At 71.9% G+C, this 20970-nt stretch carries 13 protein-coding genes and 3 pseudogenes; 11 read left to right on the top strand and 5 right to left on the bottom strand.

From position 1 onward, the window contains the following. The first annotated feature begins 93 nt into the window (after positions 1–93). The 3 genes and pseudogenes from ASD48_RS32790 (at position 94) to ASD48_RS32780 (ending at position 4365) form a co-directional block, all read left to right on the top strand. A complete protein-coding gene (locus tag ASD48_RS32790; RefSeq protein ID WP_057605434.1) occupies positions 94–837 on the top strand; it encodes a L,D-transpeptidase family protein in 744 nt (247 codons plus the stop codon). Between the two features lie 306 nt (positions 838–1143). Next, positions 1144–2661, top strand: a pseudogene (locus ASD48_RS32785) (peptide-N4-asparagine amidase); the annotation flags it as partial. Between the two features lie 177 nt (positions 2662–2838). Beyond that, entirely contained in the window at positions 2839–4365 is a 1527-nt protein-coding gene (locus ASD48_RS32780; protein WP_057605433.1) for a cation:dicarboxylase symporter family transporter, read from the top strand. Between the two features lie 196 nt (positions 4366–4561). Here ASD48_RS32780 and ASD48_RS32775 read toward each other — a convergent pair. Continuing rightward, positions 4562–5002 (bottom strand): annotated as a pseudogene (locus ASD48_RS32775) (MarR family transcriptional regulator); the annotation flags it as partial. Between the two features lie 93 nt (positions 5003–5095). Here ASD48_RS32775 and ASD48_RS32770 point away from each other — a divergent pair. Both ASD48_RS32770 and mltG read left to right on the top strand, forming a co-directional pair. Then, positions 5096–6898: an ABC transporter ATP-binding protein gene (locus ASD48_RS32770; protein ID WP_057605431.1), complete on the top strand. Its 1803-nt coding sequence runs from the start codon at positions 5096–5098 to the stop codon at positions 6896–6898. A gap of 53 nt (positions 6899–6951) precedes the next feature. Next, the gene (gene mltG / locus ASD48_RS32765; protein WP_057605430.1) at positions 6952–7836 is read left to right on the top strand and encodes an endolytic transglycosylase MltG; all 885 of its coding nucleotides are present in this window, start codon (positions 6952–6954) and stop codon (positions 7834–7836) included. A 12-nt stretch (positions 7837–7848) separates the two neighbouring features. On the opposite strand, the gene ASD48_RS32760 is transcribed toward mltG, so the two are convergent. Continuing rightward, positions 7849–8925, bottom strand: coding sequence for an NAD(P)-binding domain-containing protein (locus ASD48_RS32760; protein WP_057605429.1), 1077 nt, complete (start codon positions 8923–8925; stop codon positions 7849–7851). 89 nt (positions 8926–9014) lie between these two features. On the opposite strand from ASD48_RS32760, the gene ASD48_RS32755 reads away from it, so the two are divergent. From ASD48_RS32755 to ASD48_RS32730, 6 genes are all read left to right on the top strand, one after another. Further along, positions 9015–9437, top strand: coding sequence for a YjbQ family protein (locus tag ASD48_RS32755; protein ID WP_057605428.1), 423 nt, complete (start codon positions 9015–9017; stop codon positions 9435–9437). A gap of 135 nt (positions 9438–9572) precedes the next feature. After that, positions 9573–11243: a serine/threonine-protein kinase gene (locus ASD48_RS32750; RefSeq protein ID WP_242432803.1), complete on the top strand. Its 1671-nt coding sequence runs from the start codon at positions 9573–9575 to the stop codon at positions 11241–11243. Between the two features lie 246 nt (positions 11244–11489). Continuing rightward, positions 11490–14417 (top strand): SpoIIE family protein phosphatase, encoded by a 2928-nt coding sequence (locus tag ASD48_RS32745; RefSeq protein WP_057605426.1) that lies wholly within the window; start codon positions 11490–11492, stop codon positions 14415–14417. 172 nt (positions 14418–14589) lie between these two features. Next, positions 14590–16215 carry a sugar ABC transporter ATP-binding protein gene (locus tag ASD48_RS32740; protein WP_242432802.1) on the top strand — a complete coding sequence of 542 codons (1626 nt, stop codon included), beginning with the start codon at positions 14590–14592 and terminating at the stop codon, positions 16213–16215. Further along, positions 16212–17321, top strand: a complete 1110-nt coding sequence (locus tag ASD48_RS32735) for an ABC transporter permease (RefSeq protein ID WP_057605425.1) — start codon at positions 16212–16214, stop codon at positions 17319–17321. The genes ASD48_RS32740 and ASD48_RS32735 overlap by 4 nt, the downstream gene beginning before the upstream one ends. A gap of 73 nt (positions 17322–17394) precedes the next feature. Further along, complete coding sequence (locus tag ASD48_RS32730; RefSeq protein WP_057605424.1) at positions 17395–18558, top strand: substrate-binding domain-containing protein; 1164 nt, start codon at positions 17395–17397, stop codon at positions 18556–18558. A gap of 48 nt (positions 18559–18606) precedes the next feature. Here the strand turns inward: ASD48_RS32730 and ASD48_RS32725 are convergent, their stop codons facing one another. The 3 genes and pseudogenes from ASD48_RS32725 to ASD48_RS32715 form a co-directional block, all read right to left on the bottom strand. Continuing rightward, the gene (locus ASD48_RS32725; protein WP_057605423.1) at positions 18607–19023 is read right to left on the bottom strand and encodes a universal stress protein; all 417 of its coding nucleotides are present in this window, start codon (positions 19021–19023) and stop codon (positions 18607–18609) included. A gap of 1 nt (position 19024) precedes the next feature. After that, positions 19025–20525: pseudogene (locus ASD48_RS32720) on the bottom strand (APC family permease). A gap of 188 nt (positions 20526–20713) precedes the next feature. Beyond that, positions 20714–20929 (bottom strand): DUF4177 domain-containing protein, encoded by a 216-nt coding sequence (locus ASD48_RS32715; protein ID WP_054240582.1) that lies wholly within the window; start codon positions 20927–20929, stop codon positions 20714–20716. Positions 20930–20970 lie beyond the last annotated feature (41 nt).

The following is a 20970-nucleotide window of genomic DNA, read 5'->3' as shown; positions in this document are numbered from 1 at the left end:
CCTTGGCGGCGGCCGGATCCGGCAGCTGTCCGACACGGCCCGGATGTCCGGAACCTGCCGCTGACGCCCGGAAAGTGGTGCGAGCATGGGCCGATGGGACATGGCTGTGTGCGGCGCGCGGGGACCGCGCCGGTGATCTGCGGCCTGCTGCTCGCGGCCCTGTCCGCGTGCGGTGGGGCCGCCGCGCAACACGGGAGTGACGGTACGTCGGGAGCGGCCGGCAGGAGAGGCGGGCCCTCACCGAGCGCCGCCCCGACGGCCGGGGTCCCCGGGGTCGGTGACCGGCTGCAACGGCGGATCCCCGCTGTTTCCCGCCAGGTTGTGGCGGTGTACGGCGACGGGAAGGACTCCGCGGACGCCACCGTCGTGCTCTACGTCAGAAGGGGACCGGCCTGGGAGCGCGTCCGGAGCTGGCAGGGGCACAACGGCAAGAAGGGCTGGACCACCGAGCACCGCGCAGGCGACAACCGCAGTCCGGTCGGCGTGTTCACGCTCACCGACGCGGGCGGTGTCCTGGCCGATCCCGGTACCAGGCTGCCGTACACGCGCTCGGCATCCTTCGCGGCGCCGCGCTGGTGGGCGAGATCGCACTGGCACGACTTCGACTACGTCATCGCCATCGACTACAACCGGGTCAAGGGTGCCCCGCCCGACGATCCGACACGGCCCGAGGGTGAGCGGAAGGGCGGGGGGATCTGGCTGCACATGGACCACGGCAGCGGTACGTCGGCCTGCGTCAGCCTGTCCCGGGCGGCGATGGAACACCTGCTGCGCACGCTCGACCCGGATCGGCATCCCGTGGTGGTCATGGGGGACAGGGACGCGCTGAAGGCCTAGCTTTCGCGAGGGAGGCGTCATTGCGGGGAACGGTCGACTCCCCGTAGAACACCGGCCATGAGAAGCCGGATCATCATGTCCATGCTCTCCGGAGCGATCCTCCTGGCGAGCACCGTCCTGGGGGACAGCGGCACGGCGCGTGCGGACGCCGCCGCGTCCTCGCCGTATCCACCGTCTGCGTCTGCGTCTGCGTCTGCGTCTGCGTCTGTGTCCGAGTTCGGGTCCGCGTCCGGGACCGTGTCGGCGTCCGGAGCAGTGTCTGAGCCTGCGTCCGGGACCGTGTCGGCGTCCGCGTCCGCTTCGGTCGAGGTCCCCGCCGAGTTCGGCTCCGACTGGCACGACCCCCTCACCGCCGCCCCGCCCGTGACCCGGCCCCATGCCAAGAGCTGCCAGGTCACCGTCGCCGAGGCGCAGTTCCGCGACTTCACGCCGTACCGGGGCTCGTACACCCCGCCGGACGGCTGTGGCGACCGCTGGAGCAAGGTGGTGCTGCGCCTCGACGGCAAGGTCAAGGGGCGGCAGTTCGACCGGCTCGGCTATCTGCACCTCGGAGGCGTGGAGATCTTCCGTACCTCGACGCCCGAGCCGTCGCCCGACGGGATCGAGTGGTCCGTCGAGAAGGACGTCACCCGCTACGCCGACACGTTCCGCTCCGCCCGGGACGTGGAGATGCTCATCGGCAACGTCGTCGACGACACCTACACGGGCGTGATCGACGTCAAGGTGACGCTCACCTTCTACCAGGGAAAACCGCCCGCCGCCGTTCCCGATCGGGTCCTCACCCCGGCCGACGGCCCGGGCGGCACGACCCTCACCACGCCCCGCAACAGTGAGCGCGTCGTCGCCGAGGTCTACGCCACCGGCTCCGGCGGCGGGTGCGAGGAGTACTGGTATCTGACGGTGCCCGCGACCGCGCCGTACTCCTGCCGGTCGGACGACGGGCCCTATCGGGAGGTGCAGGTCGAGGTCGACGGGCAACTGGCGGGAATCGCCGCCCCCTTCCCGACCGTCTGGACCGGCGGTTGGTCCAACCCCTTTCTCTGGTACGTGGTTCCGGGTCCCCGTGCCTTCGACATCAAGCCGATCGAGTACGACCTGACCCCCTTCGCCGGGATCCTCGACGACGGCCGTCCGCACCGCGTGGAGGTGTCCGTCGTCGGGGTGTCCGAGGGGCAGAGCGGCTGGAGCACACCCGTCAACGTGCTTGTCTGGCAGGACCCGGGGAAGTCCGTCGTCGGCGGCGGGCTCCTGACGCACGAAGCTGGTGCGCTCACCGACTCCGCCACCTATACGCCCGGCACGGAGCACCGCGTCGACACCGAGGGCGGGCACCGTCTGACCGTCGCCGGGTACCTCGACACCTCGCACGGACGCGTGCGCACCACCGTCACCCGCGCCCTCGCGAACACCTCCGCGCACCGCTGGACCGACGGTGAGTCCGTGGACGGCCTCGACGCCACCTGGACGGACGAGGAATCGGTCACCGTCGACGGCCGCGGGTCGTCCCGGACGACGCGCACCCACCGGACCTACACGATGAACGGCACCACCACCCTCGGCGCGGACGACCGGCTCCGCACCGTGCTGACCCTCGGCGACCGGGCCGGCTCCCTGACGGTCCGGAACGGCCGCCGCACGTCGTGGGCACGGCTCGACGACACCTACACGGGTGATGCCACCTTCACCGTCAACGTGCCCCGGGACCAGCGCCATGCCGTCGGCACGACGAGCGAGCGCTACCGGCTGTACGGCTCGGCGGGCTGCCACGACCGGCGACTGACCACGGTGCAGGGGGTGCTGACCGAGGATCACGGAGGCTGCTGAGGCGAACGCGTGCGACGCGTCACCCGGGGCGGGATTTACACGGCGGAAACGCGCAGGTCTCGTGCGCGATCAACGGCACCTCCACAGTGATCGCAACGGAAGCCGCTTTCCGCATCGCAGAAGTCCTGTCCGTCCCCGTCAGGGCTTCCGTGTGCCGACATCCCCCAAGGAGTGCCCGTGCCGCCGTCCGTCCCGTCCCTGCCGCGACGCGTCGCACGCATACTGCGTACCTCACTCTTCGCGCAGGTCGCCTGCGCGCTCGTCCTCGGAATCGTCGTCGGAAAGCTGTGGCCCGACGTGGCCACGGACCTCCAACCGCTCGGCGACGGTTTCACCCGGCTCATCAAGACGATCATCTCGCCCCTGGTCTTCTGTGTGGTCGTCGTCGGCATCGCCAGGGCCGGTGACCTCACGGCCTTCGGCCGGATCGGGCTCAAGGCCCTGATCTGGTTCGAGGTCGCGAGCACGCTCGCGCTGGTCATCGGGCTGCTCGCCGCCAACATCGTCCAGCCCGGCTCGGGGATGAACGTCGACCCCTCCACGCTGGACACCTCGGCGGTCGACGCGAAGACGGGCGGCGGTTCACTGCCCTCGACGACCGAGTTCGTCGTGAACGCGCTGCCCACCAGTTTCGTCGGCGCCTTCGCGGAGAACTCCCTGCTCCAGGTGCTCATCCTGGCCTGTCTGGTGGGCGCCGCGCTGCTGCACCTCGGCCACACCAAGGTGCCGAAGGTCCTGCCGGCCGTCGAGCAGGCTCAGGAGATCATCTTCGCGATCGTCGGCTTCGTCATGCGGCTGGCGCCGATCGCCGTGTTCGGCGCGATGGCCGTCCTGATCGGCAACTACGGCCTGGGCGTCATCGAGACCTACGGCAAGCTGATCGCCCTGTGCTACGTGGCCGCCGCCCTGTTCGTCACGCTGCTCGCCGTCGCCCTCCGGCTGGTCACCGGCCTGAGCCTGTGGAAGTTCCTGCGCTACATCCGTGAGGAGATGCTCCTCGCGCTCGGCACCGCCTCCACCGAGTCCGTCATGCCGCGCGTGATGCAGAAGCTGCGCAGGGCCGGCGCACGCGACGACGCCGTGGGCCTGGTGCTGCCCACCGGCTACTCCTTCAACCTCGACGGTGCCTCGCTCTACCTGTCCATCGGCACCCTGTTCATCGCCCAGGCGGTGGGCGTGGACCTCACTCTGGGCCAGCAGATCACCGTGGTCCTGGTGCTCATGCTCACCAGCAAGGGCATGGCCGGCATCCCCGGCTCGGCCTTCCTCGCCCTGTCCGCGACCGCCTCCTCGCTGGGGGCCATCCCCGCCGGAGCCGTCGCCCTGCTGCTGGGCGTGGACCGCATCATGGACTCGATGCGCGTCGTCACCAACCTCCTCGGCAACTGCGTGGCGGTCTTCGCCGTCTCCCGTTGGGAGGGCGCGCTGGACCTGGAGCGGGCCAGGAAGGTCCTGGACGGCGAGACCGTCGCCATGGCGGGCGAGGAGTGGGACGGTCCCGCGAAGTCGGAAGGCTCCGAGCGACCGGAAGGCTCCGAGCGGTCGGAGGGTCCGGCGAGTGCAGCGAGTGCAGCGAGTGCAGCGAGTCCGGCGGGTCCGGCGGGTTCGGAAGCGGCGGCCGGGGTTCCGGTGGTCGTCTCCGCCGGGTCCGGGGCCGGGCTCGGGTCCGGACCGGCGGAGGAGACCGCCGCCGAGACCGGTTGACCGGATTGCGCGGACGCGTCACCGGGCCGTGGTCGCCCCTCCGGCAACGGAGCGGCGGCCACGGCCCGTTCTCGCGGGTTCAGCAGTCGCGTTCCTGCCCTCGTCCGTGCCCGTGCTCGGGCCCGTGCCCCTGCCCGTGGCCATGCATCTGCCCCTGGTCATGTCCCTGGCCGGGACCGTGTTCATGCTTCGCTCCCCGTTCCGGGGGCCCGTCCACCAGTGCGTCCAGCAACCCGCTCAGCACCTGGCGTTCGAGGTCCGTCAGCGGATCGAGGATCTCCTCCGCGGCGGACACACGTGCTCCCCGCAGCTGCCGCAGTGCCTTGCGGCCGTCCTCCGTGAGCTCGATCCGGATCACCCGCCGGTTGGTGGGGTCCGGCACCCGCCGCACCTTGCCGCTCCCCTCCAGCCCGTCGACCAGGGTCGTGATGGCCCGGGGCACCACCTCGAGCCGCTCGGCGAGGTCGGCCATGCGCGGCGGCGAGTCGCAGTGCGCCAGCGTGCGCAACAACCGGGCCTGGGCCGGGGTGACACCGAGCCCGCTCCGCTCCAGATGGTGCTTCTGGATGCGGTGCACCCGGCGCGTGAGCCGCAGCAGCTGCTCGGCGAGCAGACTGTCGGAATCGGGGGTGGTCATACGGGAACAATATCAGGACGCCGTTCATTGTGAGTATAGGTAACAATGAGCTATGCTCCGTCAGTCCTCATCGTCTCACCCTCCGTAGGAGCCATGCCCCGCGACCACATCGACTGGACCCCCTCGCCCGGCACCTCGACCGAACAGCCCCGGCAGGTGCGCCGCATCCTCACGCTCTTCAAGCCCTACCGTGCCCGCCTCGCGGTCGTCGGCCTGCTGGTCGCCGCCGCCTCGTTGGTCGCCGTCGCCACCCCGTTCCTGCTGAAGGAGACGCTGGACGTCGCCATTCCCGAGGGGCGCACCGGCCTGCTGACGCTCCTCGCCCTCGGCATGATCCTCAGCGCCGTTCTGAGCGGTGTCTTCGGCGTCCTGCAGACCCTGATCTCCACGACCGTCGGCCAGCGCGTCATGCACGACCTGCGGACGGCCGTCTACGACCGCCTCCAGCGGATGTCCCTCGCCTTCTTCACGCGCACGCGTACCGGCGAGGTCCAGTCCCGCATCGCCAACGACATCGGCGGCATGCAGGCCACGGTCACCTCCACCGCCACCTCCCTGGTCTCCAACTTCACCAGCGTGGTCGCCACCGTCATCGCGATGGTCGCCCTCGACTGGCGGCTGACCGTCGTCTCGCTGCTCCTGCTGCCGGTGTTCGTGTGGATCAGCCGTCGCGTCGGCAACGAACGCAAGAAGATCACCACCCAGCGGCAGAAGCAGATGGCCGCGATGGCCGCCACGGTCACCGAGTCGCTGTCGGTCAGCGGCATCCTGCTCGGCCGCACCATGGGCCGTTCCGACTCCCTCACGCGGTCCTTCGCCGACGAGTCCGAGCAGCTGGTCGACCTCGAGGTGCGGTCGAACATGGCCGGGCGCTGGCGCATGGCCGTGATCGGGATCGTCATGTCCGCCATGCCGGCGTTCATCTACTGGACCGCCGGCCTGGCCCTCCAGTTCGGTGGCTCCGACGTCTCCCTCGGCACGATCGTCGCCTTCGTCTCGCTCCAGCAGGGCCTGTTCCGCCCGGCCGTCAGCCTCCTGTCGACCGGCGTGCAGATCCAGACCTCCCTCGCCCTCTTCCAGCGCATCTTCGAGTACCTCGACCTGCCCATCGACATCACCGAGCGCGAGAACCCGGTCCGTCTCGACCAGATCAAGGGCGAGGTCCGCTTCGAGGACGTCTCCTTCCGGTACGACGACAAGGGCGGGCCCGTTCTCGACGGCGTCGACATCGACGTCCCCGCCGGCGGCAGCCTCGCGGTGGTCGGCCCGACCGGCGCCGGCAAGTCCACGCTGGGCTACCTCGTGCCGCGCCTGTACGACGTGACGGGCGGCCGGGTCACCCTCGACGGCGTCGACGTCCGTGACCTCGACTTCGACACCCTCGCGCGCGCGGTCGGCGTCGTCTCGCAGGAGACGTACCTCTTCCACGCCACGGTCGCCGACAACCTGCGCTTCGCCAAGCCGGACGCGACCGACGAGGAACTGCACGCCGCCGCCCGGGCGGCGCAGATCCACGACCACATCGCGGGCCTGCCCGACGGCTACGACACGGTCGTCGGTGAGCGCGGCCACCGGTTCTCCGGTGGTGAGAAGCAGCGGCTGGCCATCGCCCGCACCATCCTGCGCGACCCGCCGGTGCTGATCCTCGACGAGGCGACCAGCGCCCTCGACACCCGCACGGAGCAGGCCGTCCAGGACGCCATCGACGCGCTCTCGGCCAACCGCACCACGCTCACCATCGCCCATCGGCTGTCCACCATTCGGGGTGCCGACCAGATCGTCGTGCTCGACTCCGGCCAGGTGGCCGAACGGGGCACGCACGAGGAGCTGTTGGAGCGGAACGGGCGGTACGCGGCCCTGGTGCGACGGGACGCCCGTCTGGAGCCGACAAGATGAAAGTATGGCAAGTTGTGCCGGGTTTGTGACGATATGAGGGTTACCGTGCCCGCATGCAGATGAACACTCCGCCACGGAGCACGATTCGACTGACGCGCCGGGGCCGTCTCGTCCTCATCGCGACCGGAGCCGTCGTGGCCGGCACCGCCGTGGCGGTGCCGCTGCTGAGCCTGGAGAGTCCGAAGGAGAAGCCGAAGCCGGCGACCCTGGTCATCCCGGAGGGCTGGCGCGCGAGCCAGGTCTACGAGGCCGTCGACAAGGCGCTCGCCCTGCCGGCCGGCACCACCAGGAAGGCGTTGCCGAAGGCCGGGCTGAAGCTGCCGAACGAGGCCGAGGGCAACCCTGAGGGCTACCTCTTCCCGGCGACGTATCCGCTGGACAAGAAGGCGACGCCGCAGACGCTGCTCTCCTACATGGTCGACACCGCCAACAAGAAGTTCAACGCGGGGCCGACGGCGGCCGGCGCCCAGCGCAACGCCATGAACGTCTATCAGGCGGTCACCATCGCCAGCCTCGTGCAGGCCGAGGCCGCCACCAAGGCGGACATGGGCAAGGTGGCCCGGGTCGTGTTCAACCGCCTGGAGCGCGGGATGCCGCTGCAGATGGACTCCACCATCAACTACGCGCTGAACCGCTTCACGCTGAGGACGACGGAGACCGACACCCGTGTCGAGAGCCCCTACAACTCCTACCAGCGCATGGGCCTGCCGCCGACGCCGATCGACAACCCCGGTGAGGAGGCGATGCGCGCGGCCGCCAGTCCCACCCCGGGCGACTGGCTGTACTTCGTCACCGTCAAGCCGGGCGACACGCGCTTCACGGCGAGCTACGCGGAACACCAGCGCAACGTCGCCGAGTTCAACCGGAACCAGCAGAGCCCGGTGAGCCCGTCGTCGCGAGGGCAGAGCCCGAAGAGCCAGTCGGCCGCGGCCGGGTGACCCCGCGGGGCATCAGGCGGCGACCGGGGCCTCCGCGAGGAGCCGCCGGATGTCCCGCACGGCCGCGCGGCCGGCCCGGTTGGCGCCGATGGTGCTGGCCGACGGCCCGTAGCCGACGAGGTGGACCCGGGGATCGGCCAGGGCACGCGTGCCCTCGACCCGGATCCCGCCGCCCGGCTCACGCAGTCGCAGCGGCGCGAGATGGTCGATGGCGGCCCGGAAACCGGTCGCCCACAGGATGACATCGGCGGCGACCCGCCGCCCGTCGTCCCACTCCACGCCGTCCGCAGTGATCCGGTCGAACATGGGCAGCCGGTCCAACACCCCGTCGGCGAGCCCCTGCCGGATCGCGTCGTTGAGCGGCAGCCCCGTCACGGACACCACGCTCTTCGGCGGCAGCCCCTGCCGCACCCGCTCCTCCACGAGCGCTACGGCGGCGCGGCCCGCGCCCTCGTCGAAGGGCCCCTCGCGGAATACAGGGGGCCGCCGCGTCACCCACGTGGTCCGCGCCGCGTACGGCGCGATCTCCAGCAGGTGCTGGGTGCCGGAGGCGCCACCGCCCACCACGACCACCCGCAGCCCGGCGAACGCCTCGGGGCCCGGATACCGCGCGGTGTGCAGCTGCCGGCCGCGGAAGGTCTCCTGGCCGGGGTAGCGCGGCCAGAACGGCCGGTCCCAGGTGCCGGTGGCGTTGATCAGGGCCCGCGTGGACCACGTACCGTCCGAGGTCTCCACCACCAGCCGCCCACCGCTGCCCTCACGCACCGCCCGTACATCGACCGGACGCCGTACGCGCAGGTCGAAGGCGCGCTCGTAGGCGTCGAAGTACTCGCCGACGACCTCGGACGACGGTCGGGCGGGATCCGCGCCGGTCAGCTCCATGCCGGGCAGCGCGTGCATCCCGTGCACCTTGCCGTACGTCAGCGAGGGCCATCTGAACTGCCAGGCACCGCCGGCGGCGGGGGCGTGGTCGAGCACCACGAAGTCGCGCTCCGGCTCGAAACCGGTGCGCCGCAGGTGGTAGGCGGCGGCCAGACCCGCTTGGCCGGCGCCTATGACGACCACCTCGACCTCACGCAAGCTGTTCACGCCTCGACCAACAGAAGGGCCGGCGTGGATCTTCCCGGTTCCGCTGTGAGATCGGACGCGGTACCCGGTGCATGGGTCAGGATGGTGGCATGTCAGATGCGTTCACCACCCGAGTTCTGCACGTCACCTCAGGCTCCCGGGAGAGGGTCGTCGACCTGACCGGGGACTGCGAGGCGTTCCTGCGTGAAGTGGCCGCCGGACGCGGCGGCCTCCTGAACATCTTCGTCCCGCACGCCACGGCCGGGATCGCGATCATCGAGACGGGGGCCGGAAGCGACGACGACCTCCTGGCCGCGCTGCACACCCTCCTCCCCGCCGACGACCGCTGGCAGCACCGGCACGGCAGCCCCGGCCACGGCCGCGACCACGTCCTCCCGGCCTTCGTCCCGCCCCACGCGACGCTGCCGGTCGTGGACGGACGCCTGGAGCTGGGCACCTGGCAGTCCGTGTGCCTGGTGGACACCAACAAGGACAACCCCGACCGCCAGGTGCGGCTGAGCTTCCTGGGGTGAGTGGACTTCCACCGGCTCCGGGGGAGTCGTCCTATGCGCACCCGGCACCGAGGGCGGTGGCCCGCGCTGGGCTAGAGTCTCGGCTCATCCTCGGTCGGATGTGCTGTCCGGGACTGTGCGCTGGGGGTACGGCACGTGGGGGTCGGACGAATGGAACTGCCCGGGTACGAGATCCAGGAGGTCCTGGGTCGGGGCGGGTTCGCCACGGTGTACCGGGCCAGGCAGGTGGCCGTGGGCCGGGAGGTCGCGCTGAAGGTGGACAGCAGGACGCTGTCCGCACCGCGCGACCGCCGGCGTTTCCTGCGTGAGGTGACCGCGGCCGGGCAGCTGTCCGGGCACCCGCACGTGGTGCCGGTGTACGACGCCGGGGTGCTGGCCGACAACCGCCCCTACATGGTCCTGGAGTTGTGCCCCGGCGGCTCGCTCGGCGACCGGCTGCACCGGCAGGGACCCCTGCCGCTCAAGGAGGCGCGCGAGATCGGCGTGGGCCTCGCGGACGCGGTGGCGGCCGCGCACGCGGCCGGGGTGCTGCACCGCGACATCAAGCCCGGCAACGTCATGGTCGACCGGTACGGCGGTGTGGCGCTCACGGACTTCGGGCTGGCCGCCATGCCCCGGCCGGGGCGGGAACTGTCCGTGACGCGGGAGGCCCTGACCCCGGCTTACGCGCCGCCCGAGGCCTTCCACCTGGCGGAACCCACCCCGGCCGGTGACGTGTACTCACTTGCCGCCACCGTCTACGCCCTGCTGCGGGGCTGTCCGCCGCACCACCCGGACGACGGGACGCAGCTCAGCCTCGCCGAACTGATCGTGCGGCACACCTGGCCGTACCCCGCCCTGCCCGGAGTGCCGGCGGCACTCAACTCGGTTCTCCGGCACGCCATGGCCTCGGACCCGGCCCGGCGACTGTCCGACGCGGGCGCGTTCCGGGACGCTCTCGCCGCCGTCGATCTCGACGATCCGGACACCGTCGACGCGGGCGGTGCCGACGGCTTCGGAACGGCACTCGGCACCACCACCGCTCCGTCGTACCGGGATGCGTCGCCCTCGTCGTCCACCCGGCCGCGGGACGCGGCTCCTTCGCACGGGGGCGCCCCCCTGCCGCCGTCCGTCCGTGCCGCGGGCCGGACGACCGCGGCCGCCGGGCCGGACGGCGACGGCGACGGTGGCGGCGACGGTGGCGGCGACGGTGGGCGGAAGAGGTCGCGGCGTCCCCGGTCGATCGCCGTACTGGCCGCGGTGGCCGTCTCGGTGAGTGTGTCGGTCACCGTCGTGACGTATCAGAACGGCCGACAGGACGGCGGAGGCGAGGCGTCTCCCCCGACAGCCTCCTCCTCCGCTGCCCCGACCGGGGGCAAGGGCGCGTCCGGCTTCGCAGGGGTGGCGACCACGACGGCGAACTGCCCCGCGACGGGCGTCGACGGCGTGGGCGGCCGATGTGTCGCGAGCCCCGAGTGCTGGAGCGGTATCACGGACATCTCGGGGATCGTCACCGTCAGTCGCGCGGACTGCCGGACCCGGCACGTGTGGGAGACCTTCGCCATCGCCCCGCTGCCCGAGGACGGCATGACGAACAACGCGCGGGATCTGGTCAGGCATCCCGACGTGAAGGCGTTGTGTTCGCAGCAGGTGATGGCCGCGTCCATGGTCCGTGGTGGCCGTGAGGTCGCGGACGAGTGGAACGTGGACATCCTCCCGCCGACAGCCGCGGAGTGGGACAAGGGGGTGCGCGTCTTCCGGTGCGTGGCCGCCGCGGTCACGCAGGACGGGGAGAAGACCGGGAGCCAGTTCGCCGTGCGGGGGTGAACGCGGGCCGGCGGATGCGCGCGGCTCGCCGGGCCGGGCCGAGCCAGGCCGCGGTCGTCCGGAGTCCGCGTGACCCGCGTGACCGGCGTGACCCGCACGTCACGTGTGGCGGGCCGCGTGCCTGCCGGGTCACCGCACCCGTGCGGGACCTCGTGCGCCGTGACTAGTGCCCCGGATGCCCGTATCCTCGCCGATATCGGATTGTTTTGTTGAAATGAGACTAATCGGGCTCAGGTGAGGCGAAGCGTGGTTCGGTCCGGCGGGGAACCGAGGTCGGCGGGACGTGCCGCAGACGGCACGGGGCCCGTCCGCTCTCGTGAGCGGTTTCTGCAGGGTGAGCCGGTGGAGCAGGGCGTGCGCACGCCGATTCTGGACTCGTGGCAGCGCTGCCGGACCCTGGGTCTCTCACTGGAGCAGTCCGACCTTCCCTTCCGGGATGATTTCGACCCGGACGGCCGGATCGTCCGCGCGGCCGTGCCGGTGCTCGACCGGCTGCAGGCCAGGTTCTCCGGCAGCGAGATCAACATCTCCGTCGCCGACGCGCAGGGGACCGTCCTCCTGCGCCGTTTCGGCGAGGCGTCGCTGGCCAGGAAACTCCCGGCGATCCAGAGGGTTCCGGGCTTCGTGTTCGCCGAGCGGGTCGCCGGCACCAACGGCATCGGTCTCGCCCTGGCCGAGCGGCGGTTCATCCGGGTCTACGGGGCCGAGCACTTCGCGGAGCGCTCCCAGGCGAGCGCCTGCGTCGCGCTTCCCGTCCGCGACCCGCTCAGCGGGCGCATCGAGGGGGTTCTGTGCTTCGGCTATCCGCGCGGCGCAGAGAATCCGGTGCTGCGCGCGGTGATTCGCAAAGCGGCGCGGGCCATGGAACGGCGGCTGCTGGAGCAGAGTTCGGGGCGTGAGCGCGCTCTGCTGCGGGCGTACCTGACCAGGGGAGCCGGATCCGCAGGCGGATCCGGAGCCCCCGTCGGCCTCCACCGCGGTATCGCGATGGACGAACTGGCCGCCGAGCTGAGTTCCCGTGACCGGGCAGCCCTCATGGAGAAGGCCGCCGAGCTGATCTCCCGCGCGCAGCGGGCTGCCGTCGACGTGCCTCTGCCCGACGGCCGGCGGATCACGCTGGTGAGCCGGCCCATGACGAGCGCCTCCGGGGTGGAGGGCATCGCGGTCGAGGCCGTCCTTCCGTACTCCACCGCGGAGGAGTCCCTGGTCATCCCCCGCCAGATGGACGAGGTGCCGGGTCTCCCCGCCGAGCTCGCCGTCGTCTCCGCCGGTCCACCGGCCGCGAGCCTCTCCGCCACCCCGCCGTCCGGACGCCGACACCTCCCCGACGCGACGCCCGGTCGGCTCGGCACGGTAGCTACGGGAGCCACGGGCGCCAAGGGGGCCACGGCCGGTGGAGCAGCAGGGGCCGATGGGGCCGACGGGGTCGACGGGGCAACGGGTGATCGCCTCGGACCGTCGTCCTCGGCCAGGCGGCTCGTGCTGGTGGGGGAGCCGCTCGTGGGGGCGTACGCCCTTGCCGCGCGCCGCCGTCTGGAGCTGCTCTCCGAGGCCAGCGGCCGCATAGGTGCCACCCTGGACGTGCGCCGTACCGCCGAGGAGCTCGCCGAGACGGCGGTCCCGGGGCTGGCCGACTTCGTCACCGTCGACCTGTCCGAGGCCGTACTGCGGGGCGAGGAGGCCGCCGACCCCCTCGACGACCTGCGACGTACCGTGGTCCACGGCATCCGCGACGATCTTCCCTTCACCCCGGTCGGCAAGCGGACGGAGTTCGGCCCGACCACGTCCCAGCTGCGGTGCCTGGCCGGGGGACAGGCGGTGCTGGAGCCGGATCTGAAGGCCGCCGGGGGCCGGCTCGCCCAGGGTCCCGAGCGCGCCGAACGGCTGCCGGCCGACGCGCACTCCCTCATCGTCGTGCCTCTCGTCGCCCGCGGTGTCGTCCTGGGCATCGCCGGCTTCTACCGCGCCCGGGATCCCGCCCCCTACGGCGACGACGACCGCTCGCTGGCCCAGGAGCTCGCCACCCGCGCGGCCCTGTCCGTCGACAACGCCCGGCGCTACACACACGAGCGCACCATGGTCCTGGCCCTGCAGCGCAGGCTGCTCCCGCACGGGCTGCCCGACCAGGACGCCGTCGAGGTCGCCCATCGCTACCTGCCCGCCGAATCCGACGTGAGCGGGGACTGGTACGACGTCATCCCCCTCTCGGGCGCCCGCGTCGGCCTCATCGTCGGCGACGTCGTCGGCCACGGCATGCTGTCCGCCGCCACGATGGGCCGGCTGCGCACCGCCGCACGCAGCTTCGCCGAACTCGACCTCCCCCCGGACGAGGTCCTCACCCACCTCGACAACCTCGTGGGGCGCCTGGACCGGGAGGACCCCGACGGCGAGGGGGTCGGCATCATCGGCGCGACCTGCCTGTACGCCATCTACGACCCGACCTCGCAGCGGTGCCTGCTGGCCCGGGCCGGCCACCCGCCGCCCGCGCTGGTCCGCCCCGACGGCGAGGTGTCCTACCCCGACCTGCCGGCCGGGCCCCCGCTCGGCCTCGGGGGGCTGCCCTTCGACGCGGTCGAGATCGACCTTCCCGAGGGCAGCCAGCTGGTCCTCTACACCGACGGGCTCATCGAGGACCGCCACCGCGACGTCGACGTCGTCCTCGACGAGCTGCGCGGGACCCTCGCGCGCGCGGAGCGCACCCCCGAGGAGACCTGCCGGGCGATCCTGGACACCGTGGCGCCCGCTCACCCCTGCGACGACATCGCCCTGCTGGTCGCCCGCACCCACGCCCTGGACCCGGGTCGGATCGCCACCTGGGAGCTGCCCGCCGACCCGGCCTTCGTCGGTGAGGTGCGTGCCTCCGCCCTCCGGCGACTGGCCGACTGGGGGCTCGACGAGGCCGCGTTCGCCGCGGAACTGATACTGAGCGAGCTGGTCACCAACGCCATCCGGCACGGTGCCGGGCCCATCACGGTGCGGCTGCTGCACGACCGCACCCTGATCTGCGAGGTCTCCGACACCAGCAACACCGCCCCGCACCTGCGCCGGGCGGCCAGTACCGACGAGGGCGGGCGTGGCCTGTTCCTCGTCGCACAGCTGTCACAGGCCTGGGGTACGCGCTACCTGCCGGAGGGCAAGGTCATCTGGGCCGAATGCGGGCTCGACGTGGCGTGATCGGTCCGAATGCGGGTTCGACGTGGCGTGAGCAAGAAAACCCGGGCCCGCGGGAGCGGCGCGCCGGCCCGTTGGAGTCACGGCGGGCCGAATTGTCTGAAATGATGCGATTTCCTCGGATAGTATCCCCGTGAACGTCGGGAAGAAATCGCCAGGCCGACCCCCCCCGGAGATGTCCGTGCACGACGCTCCCGACACGGCCGCCGAAGCGGCTGCGCCCTTCGACGCGGAACCCGTGGTCCGGATCCGCGGGCTCGGCAAGCGGTTCGGCGGGACCCTCGCGCTGGCCGGGGTCGACCTCGACGTCCACGCCGGCAGCGTCCTCGCCCTCCTCGGGCCCAACGGCGCCGGAAAGTCCACGCTCATCAAGGTGCTGGCCGGCGTCCACCATGCCGACGCGGGGCGGATCACGGTGGACGGCCACCCGCTCGGGAGCCGGGTGGCCTCCCGCGGCATGTCCTTCATCCACCAGGACCTGGGTCTCGTGGAGTGGATGACGGTCGCCGAGAACATCGCCCTGAGCACCGGATATCCGCGCCGTGCCGGACTGATCTCCTGGCGGCGCACCCGTGAGCGCTGCGTGGACGCCCTGCGTCTCGTCGCCGGACACCTCGACCCCGACGCACCCGCCGCCCGACTCTCCCCGGCCGAGCGGTCGCTGGTCGCGATCGCCAGGGCCCTGGCGGCCCGCGCGAGGCTCATCGTCCTCGACGAGCCGACCGCCCGCCTTCCTGCCGCGGACTGTGCCCGGCTGTTCCGCGTCCTGCACACCCTGCGCGACCGGGGGCACGCCATCCTCTACGTCAGCCATCGCCTGGACGAGGTGTACGAAGTCGCCGACACCTTCGCCGTACTGCGTGACGGCCGCCTCGTCAGCCACGGCTCGCTCGCGGGCCACAGCCCCGCCAGTCTGGTGCACGACATCGTCGGCGAGCGACCGGACGAGCGACCGGACGAGCGACCGGACGAGCGACCGGACGAGCGACCGGGCGAGCGACCGGGCGAGGAACGGACCGACCACCACGCCTCCAAGGCTCCGCCCCTCGGGCCTGCCGTCCTGGCCCTCGACGGCGTGCGGACGGCCGGCACCGGACCGGTCAGCCTGGAACTGAGGGCCGGGGAAGCCCTGGGCCTGGTCGGCCTCTCGGGCGCCGGTCACATGGACCTGGGCCGGGCCCTCGCCGGCTCCCGGCCCCTGCTCGGCGGGCGGGCCCTTCTCGACGGTCGGCCGTACCGACCCCGCACGGTGGCCGACGCCGTCGGAGAAGGCGTCGGCTTCGTGCCCGGCGACAGACTGCGGGAGAGCTGCCTCCCCGAGCTGACGGTACGGGAGAACCTCCTGGCCAATCCCCGCGCGGGAGGCCGGTCGGCGCTGCGCTGGATCAACCCCCGGCGTGAACGCGCCGAGGCCGTCACCCTGATCGAACGGTTCTCGGTACACCCCCGTGACAGCGAGGCCCCCCTCGCCACCCTGTCCGGCGGAAACCAGCAGAAAGTCATGATCGGCCGGTGGCTCCGGGTGGGCCTGCGCCTGCTCATCCTCGAGGAGCCGACCGCGAGCGTGGACATCGGCGCCAAGGCCGCGCTCCACCGCCTGCTCGACGAAGCGCTGGCCGACGGCCTCGCGGTCCTGCTCATCTCCACCGACTTCGAGGAGGTGGCGGGCGTGTGCCGGCGCACCCTGGTCTTCGTCCGCGGGTCCGTGACGGCAGAGCTGAGCGGTGCGGCCCTCACGGTCGCCGGGCTCACCCGGGCGGCTTCGGCCGTGCCCTCCCCAGGGGCCGGGACGAAGCCGTGAGCGCCCCGCCCTCCGCCTCCTCGCCCCGGCCACGAACGCGCCGGCCGGGGCGACAACACGGCCCCGGGCACCTCATCGGCGCCTACGGCCTGCCGGCCCTCACCGCCCTGCTCGTCCTGATCTTCTCCCTCGCCCTGCCGAGCACCTTTCCCACGACGGACACGGTCGACTCGATCCTGTCCAACCAGTCGATCCCGGCCGTCCTCGCGCTCGCGGCCATGGTCCCCATCGTGACCGGAGCGTTCGACCTCTCCCTCGGCTACGGCCTCGGCCTGGCACACGTCACGGTGCTGCAACTCGTCGTCCACGAGCGGTGGCCCTGGCCGCTCGCCTGCGTCGCGGTGATCGTCGGTGGGGCGGTCGTGGGCGTCCTCAACGGTGTCATCGTCGTGTTCGGCCGGATCGACTCCTTCATCGCCACCCTCGGGACCGGCAGCATGATGTACGCCGTGACCGGCTGGATCACCGACGGCGGCCGGATCGTCCCCGGCCCCCAAGGCCTCCCGGCCGCCTTCACGGACCTCTACGACTCCACGTTCCTCGGCCTCCCCGTCCCCGCCTTCTACGTACTCGCCCTCACGGTCGTCCTGTGGACGGTGCTGGAGCGGCTGCCGCTCGGCCGGTACCTGTACGTCGTCGGCTCGAACCCGCGCGCGGCCGACCTCGTCGGCATCCCCACCCGCAGGTACACCGTCTACGCGTTCACCGCGTCGGGGCTGATCGTCGGCTTCGCCGGTGTGCTGCTCGCGGCCCAGCAGCAGATCGGCAATCCGAGCGTCGGCCTCGACTACCTGCTGCCCGCCTTCGTCGGCGCCCTCCTCGGCTCCACGGCGATCACACCGGGCCGCCCCAACGCCGTCGGCACCGTGGTCGCCGTCGCCGTCCTCGCCGTCGGCCTCACCGGCATCGGCCAGCTGGGCGCCGACTTCTGGACGGTCCCGCTGTTCTACGGCGGCACCCTGCTCCTCGCCGTCGGCCTGGCCGGTTACGCGGCCCGCCGCCGCGTGCGCACCGGCGCCTTCGCGGGCCGCGACGCGCCCGACCAGCCGCCCCGGCCGCCGCCGGCCTCGACGCCCGACGACGGCACGGCGGGCACCGCTCCCTGACCGTGCCGCGGGCACCACCCCCGTGCCCCGCCCCCGCCGCATCCTCCCGCTCGTCCCCCCGTGAGGAGCTCCCGTGTACGGCAGCCGCAGAGCGACCCCAGGCGCCTTCGAGGCTCGGCTCGCCGCCTGCGCCCTGCTGGCCACGGCGACCCTGCTGGCCGGCTGCGAACGCGGCTCGTCGGGCGGCCCGCAGGAATCCACCGACGGCCCGAGCGGCTGCCCCGCCGTCCAGGCCAGGGCCCGGGCAGCCGTCGCACGGGCGGAGGAGAGCGACATCCCCTGGAACGGACCGACCAGCGGCCCTGCGGCGGTGACCGGCAAGACCATCGTCTACGTCGCCCAGACGATGACCAATCCCGGAGTCGCCGGAGCCGCGAACGGGCTGCGGCAAGCCGCGCGGGTCATCGGCTGGGACGTCCGGGTGATCGACGGCGGAGGCACCCCCAACGGTATCCAGGCGGCCATGAGCGAGGCCGTGGCCCTCAAGCCCTCGGGCATCGTCATCGGCGGATTCGATCCCGACGCGACGTCGCGACAGCTCGCGCGGGCCGACGCGGCGGGCATCCCGCTCGTCGGCTGGCACGCGGTCGCCGCCCCCGGCCCCAGCCGGCGGCCCGCGCTCTTCACCAACGTCACCACCGACGTCCGGGCCGTGGCGGCGATCAGCGCGCGGTGGATCATCGCGACCTCCAACGGCCGCGCGGGCGTCGTGCTCATCACCGACGCCTCGATTCCCTTCGCCAAGAACAAGTCCGACCTGATCAGGAAGGAGCTCGCCACCTGCCCGGGCGTGCGGCTGCTCGCGTACGAGAACATCCCGATCCCGGACGCGAGCAGCCGCACCCCGCGCGAGATCGCCTCCCTGCTCTCCCGGTTCCGGAACAGGTGGACCCACTCCGTCGCCATCAACGACCTGTACTTCGCCGACGCCGCCCCCGCTTTCCGGGCGGCCGGGGAGAAAGGCTCCGGCCCGCCCTACAACATCGGCGCCGGCGACGGCGACCCCTCCGCCTTCCAGCGCATCAACAGCGGGCAGTACCAGGCCGCCACCGTGCCCGAGCCGCTGTCCCTGCAGGGCTGGCAGATCGCCGACGAGTTCAACCGCGCCTTCTCCGGCCGTCCCGCCAGCGGGTATGCGGCCCCCGTCCACATCGCCACGGCCGACAACAGCGCCGCTGCCACGACCTGGGATCCGTCGGGGTACCGGGAGGCGTACCGGAGGATCTGGGGCAGATGACACCGGCGCAGGGATCCGCCGGCCGGGGCGGACGGTGGGTGCGGCGGCCTATCGCTCGGTCGGGACGCAGAGCACCGGGATGTCCGACAGGTGCAGGAGCTTGTGGGGGGTCGAGCCCAACAGCGCGCCGCGCATCGGGCTCTCGCCCCAGCTGCCCACCACGATGAACCTCGCGCCGTGGCGTGACGCGGCGTCGATCAGCGCCTGCGCCGGTTTCTGGTCGATGATCTCGACGGTCGTGGGCACGCCCGCCGCCTCGGCCTGCGCGACGGCGTGCTCCAGGGCGACGCGTCCGGTCTCGCGGACGGCTTCGTGGTGGGCCCGGTACTCCTCGCCCCGCGCCCCCGGGGCCGCGGCGCCGTAGACCAGCACGAGGCGCTCCCCGAACGCGGCCGCCGTCTGGATCGCGATGCGCAGGGCGCGTACCGCGCCGGGAGAGTCGTCGTATCCGAGGACGATCGCCATCTCAGGACTCCTTGCCGGGGACACCGTGGACCCCGTGGACGAGATCGGGGTCGGCCACGCCCGCGCGTTCCGACCAGAAGGCGGGCGACCGCAGCCGCCACAGCACCATGAGCACCACACCCGTGACGGCGATGCCGACGCCGATGACCGACCCCGAGCCACGAGGCGCCGGTGTAGGAGTTCGCGGGGTCGGACATGTCGGAGACCGATTCCACGAGGAGCCACGCCAGCAGCCCGGCGCCGACGAGCGGGCCGAGGCCGATGAGCATGAAGTGGCGGACGCTCTCCGTCAGATGGCGGCGGTAGTAGACGGCGCAGGCCACACCGGTGAGGGCGTAGTAGAACGCGATCAGCAACGACAGCGCGGTGAGCGAGTCGAAGAGCGCGTTGGTGCTGATCTGGTTGAGGGCGAGGTACCAGGCGATGGCGATGCCGGCGACCCACCAGGTGCTCACGTCGGGGGTGCGGAACCGCGGGTGGATGTGGGCGAAGTGCGCGGGCAGCGCCTGACGGCGTGCCATGGACAGCGCCGTACGGGACGCCGGGATGATCGTCGTCTGCGTCGACGCCAGCGCGGAGGTGGAGACCGCCAGCAGCACGACCCAGTCCCAGCCGTCCATCACCTTGCCGGCGAGCAGGGCGAAGATGAACTCCTCCTCGTCGGCGTTCTCCGCCAGGAAGGTCGTTCCGGCGTAGGCCACGACGGCGAATCCGACCGACACGTAGGTCACCAGCAGGATGACCGTCGACCAGACGCCCGCCTTGCCGGGCGCGGTGGCGGAGTCCTCGACCTCCTCGGTGAGATTGACCGCGGACTCCCAGCCCCAGTAGATGAACACGCCCAGCAGCAGGGCTCCGGTCAGGGTCGCGCCGCCGGCGCCGAAGGGGTTGAGCCATCCGATCGACGGTTCGACGGAATCGAAGGTGCTGGTGCCCGCGTAGACGCGGTAGAGCGCTACGACGACGAAGGCGAGCAGACAGACGACCTGGGCGAGGATGAGCGCGTTCTGCACCTTGGCGGACACCTCGGTGCCGATGACGCACACGGCGGTCATCACGAGGATCAGCAACACGGCGAGCAGCTGGCGTACGAAGTCGTTGTCGACCCAGCTGTCGAGGCCGAAGGCGAGCAGCGCGAAGCTCACGGCGACGTCCGCCAGCGACCCGACGACGAGCACCCCGGTCATGGTGATGGCCCATCCGCCCAGCCAGCCCGCCCAGGGACCCATGGCCCGGGTGACCCACGAGAAGGTGGTGCCGCAGTCCTGGTCGACCTTGTTGAGGTAGTAGAACGCCGATGCGATCAGGAGCATCGGCACGAACGAGGCGACCAGCACACCGGGGGCGTAGATGCCCACGAGCGCCACGATCGGACCGATCACCGCCGCCAGTGAATACGCCGGTGAGGTGGCGTTGAGCCCGATGACGAGCGCGTCGACGAACCCGATCGCATTGGCCTTCAACCCGTCGGGCGGACGTGCGTCGGTGGTGTCGTTGGCCATGTTCCCTCGCTCCGGTTGTGCGTGACGCCCTACAGCAGCCATACAACAGGGAGCTTTACGACTTTCAGTGTCATTGAGGGCTTATGGGGCACAGGTGTCACCGACGGGACACCGAGGCGTCCGGAGGCCGGGCCGGTGCCGCTCCGCGACCTTCCGCGGAGCGGCACCCGTAGGCAGGACCGAGGGGGTCAGCGGCGCGGACGCTCCAGCGTGAGGAGCAGGCCTTCGACCGCACCGGGCCCGATCCGGCCCTTGACGTCGGCGGACGTGATCGCCTTCAGGGCCCAGCCGTCCTCGGCGTGCTTGTTGAGGACCTTCTCCAGCTTGTCGCTGTCCAGCGCGTCGCCGATCAGTGACTCGCGGAAGGTGACGACCTTGTACTCCAGTGCGTAGGAACTGCTCATGACGGGGTCCTCCTGGGTGGACTGGCTGCCGGAAACGGGGA

This window comes from Streptomyces sp. Root1310 (assembly GCF_001426425.1).
GTDB lineage: Bacteria > Actinomycetota > Actinomycetes > Streptomycetales > Streptomycetaceae > Streptomyces.
The sequence above is the reverse complement of the archived record's forward strand: the minus strand, read 5'-3'. Positions and strand labels throughout refer to the sequence as shown.

Bases quoted from the DNA above. Each gene is read 5' to 3' on its own strand.
- ASD48_RS32790 (WP_057605434.1), top strand. From the start codon at position 94: ATGGGACATGGCTGTGTGCGGCGCGCGGGGACCGCGCCGGTGATCTGC.
- ASD48_RS32770 (WP_057605431.1), top strand. From the start codon at position 5,096: ATGCCCCGCGACCACATCGACTGGACCCCCTCGCCCGGCACCTCGACC.
- mltG (WP_057605430.1), top strand. From the start codon at position 6,952: ATGCAGATGAACACTCCGCCACGGAGCACGATTCGACTGACGCGCCGG.
- ASD48_RS32755 (WP_057605428.1), top strand. From the start codon at position 9,015: ATGTCAGATGCGTTCACCACCCGAGTTCTGCACGTCACCTCAGGCTCC.
- ASD48_RS32740 (WP_242432802.1), top strand. From the start codon at position 14,590: ATGTCCGTGCACGACGCTCCCGACACGGCCGCCGAAGCGGCTGCGCCC.
- ASD48_RS32725 (WP_057605423.1), bottom strand. From the start codon at position 19,023: ATGGCGATCGTCCTCGGATACGACGACTCTCCCGGCGCGGTACGCGCC.
- ASD48_RS32715 (WP_054240582.1), bottom strand. From the start codon at position 20,929: ATGAGCAGTTCCTACGCACTGGAGTACAAGGTCGTCACCTTCCGCGAG.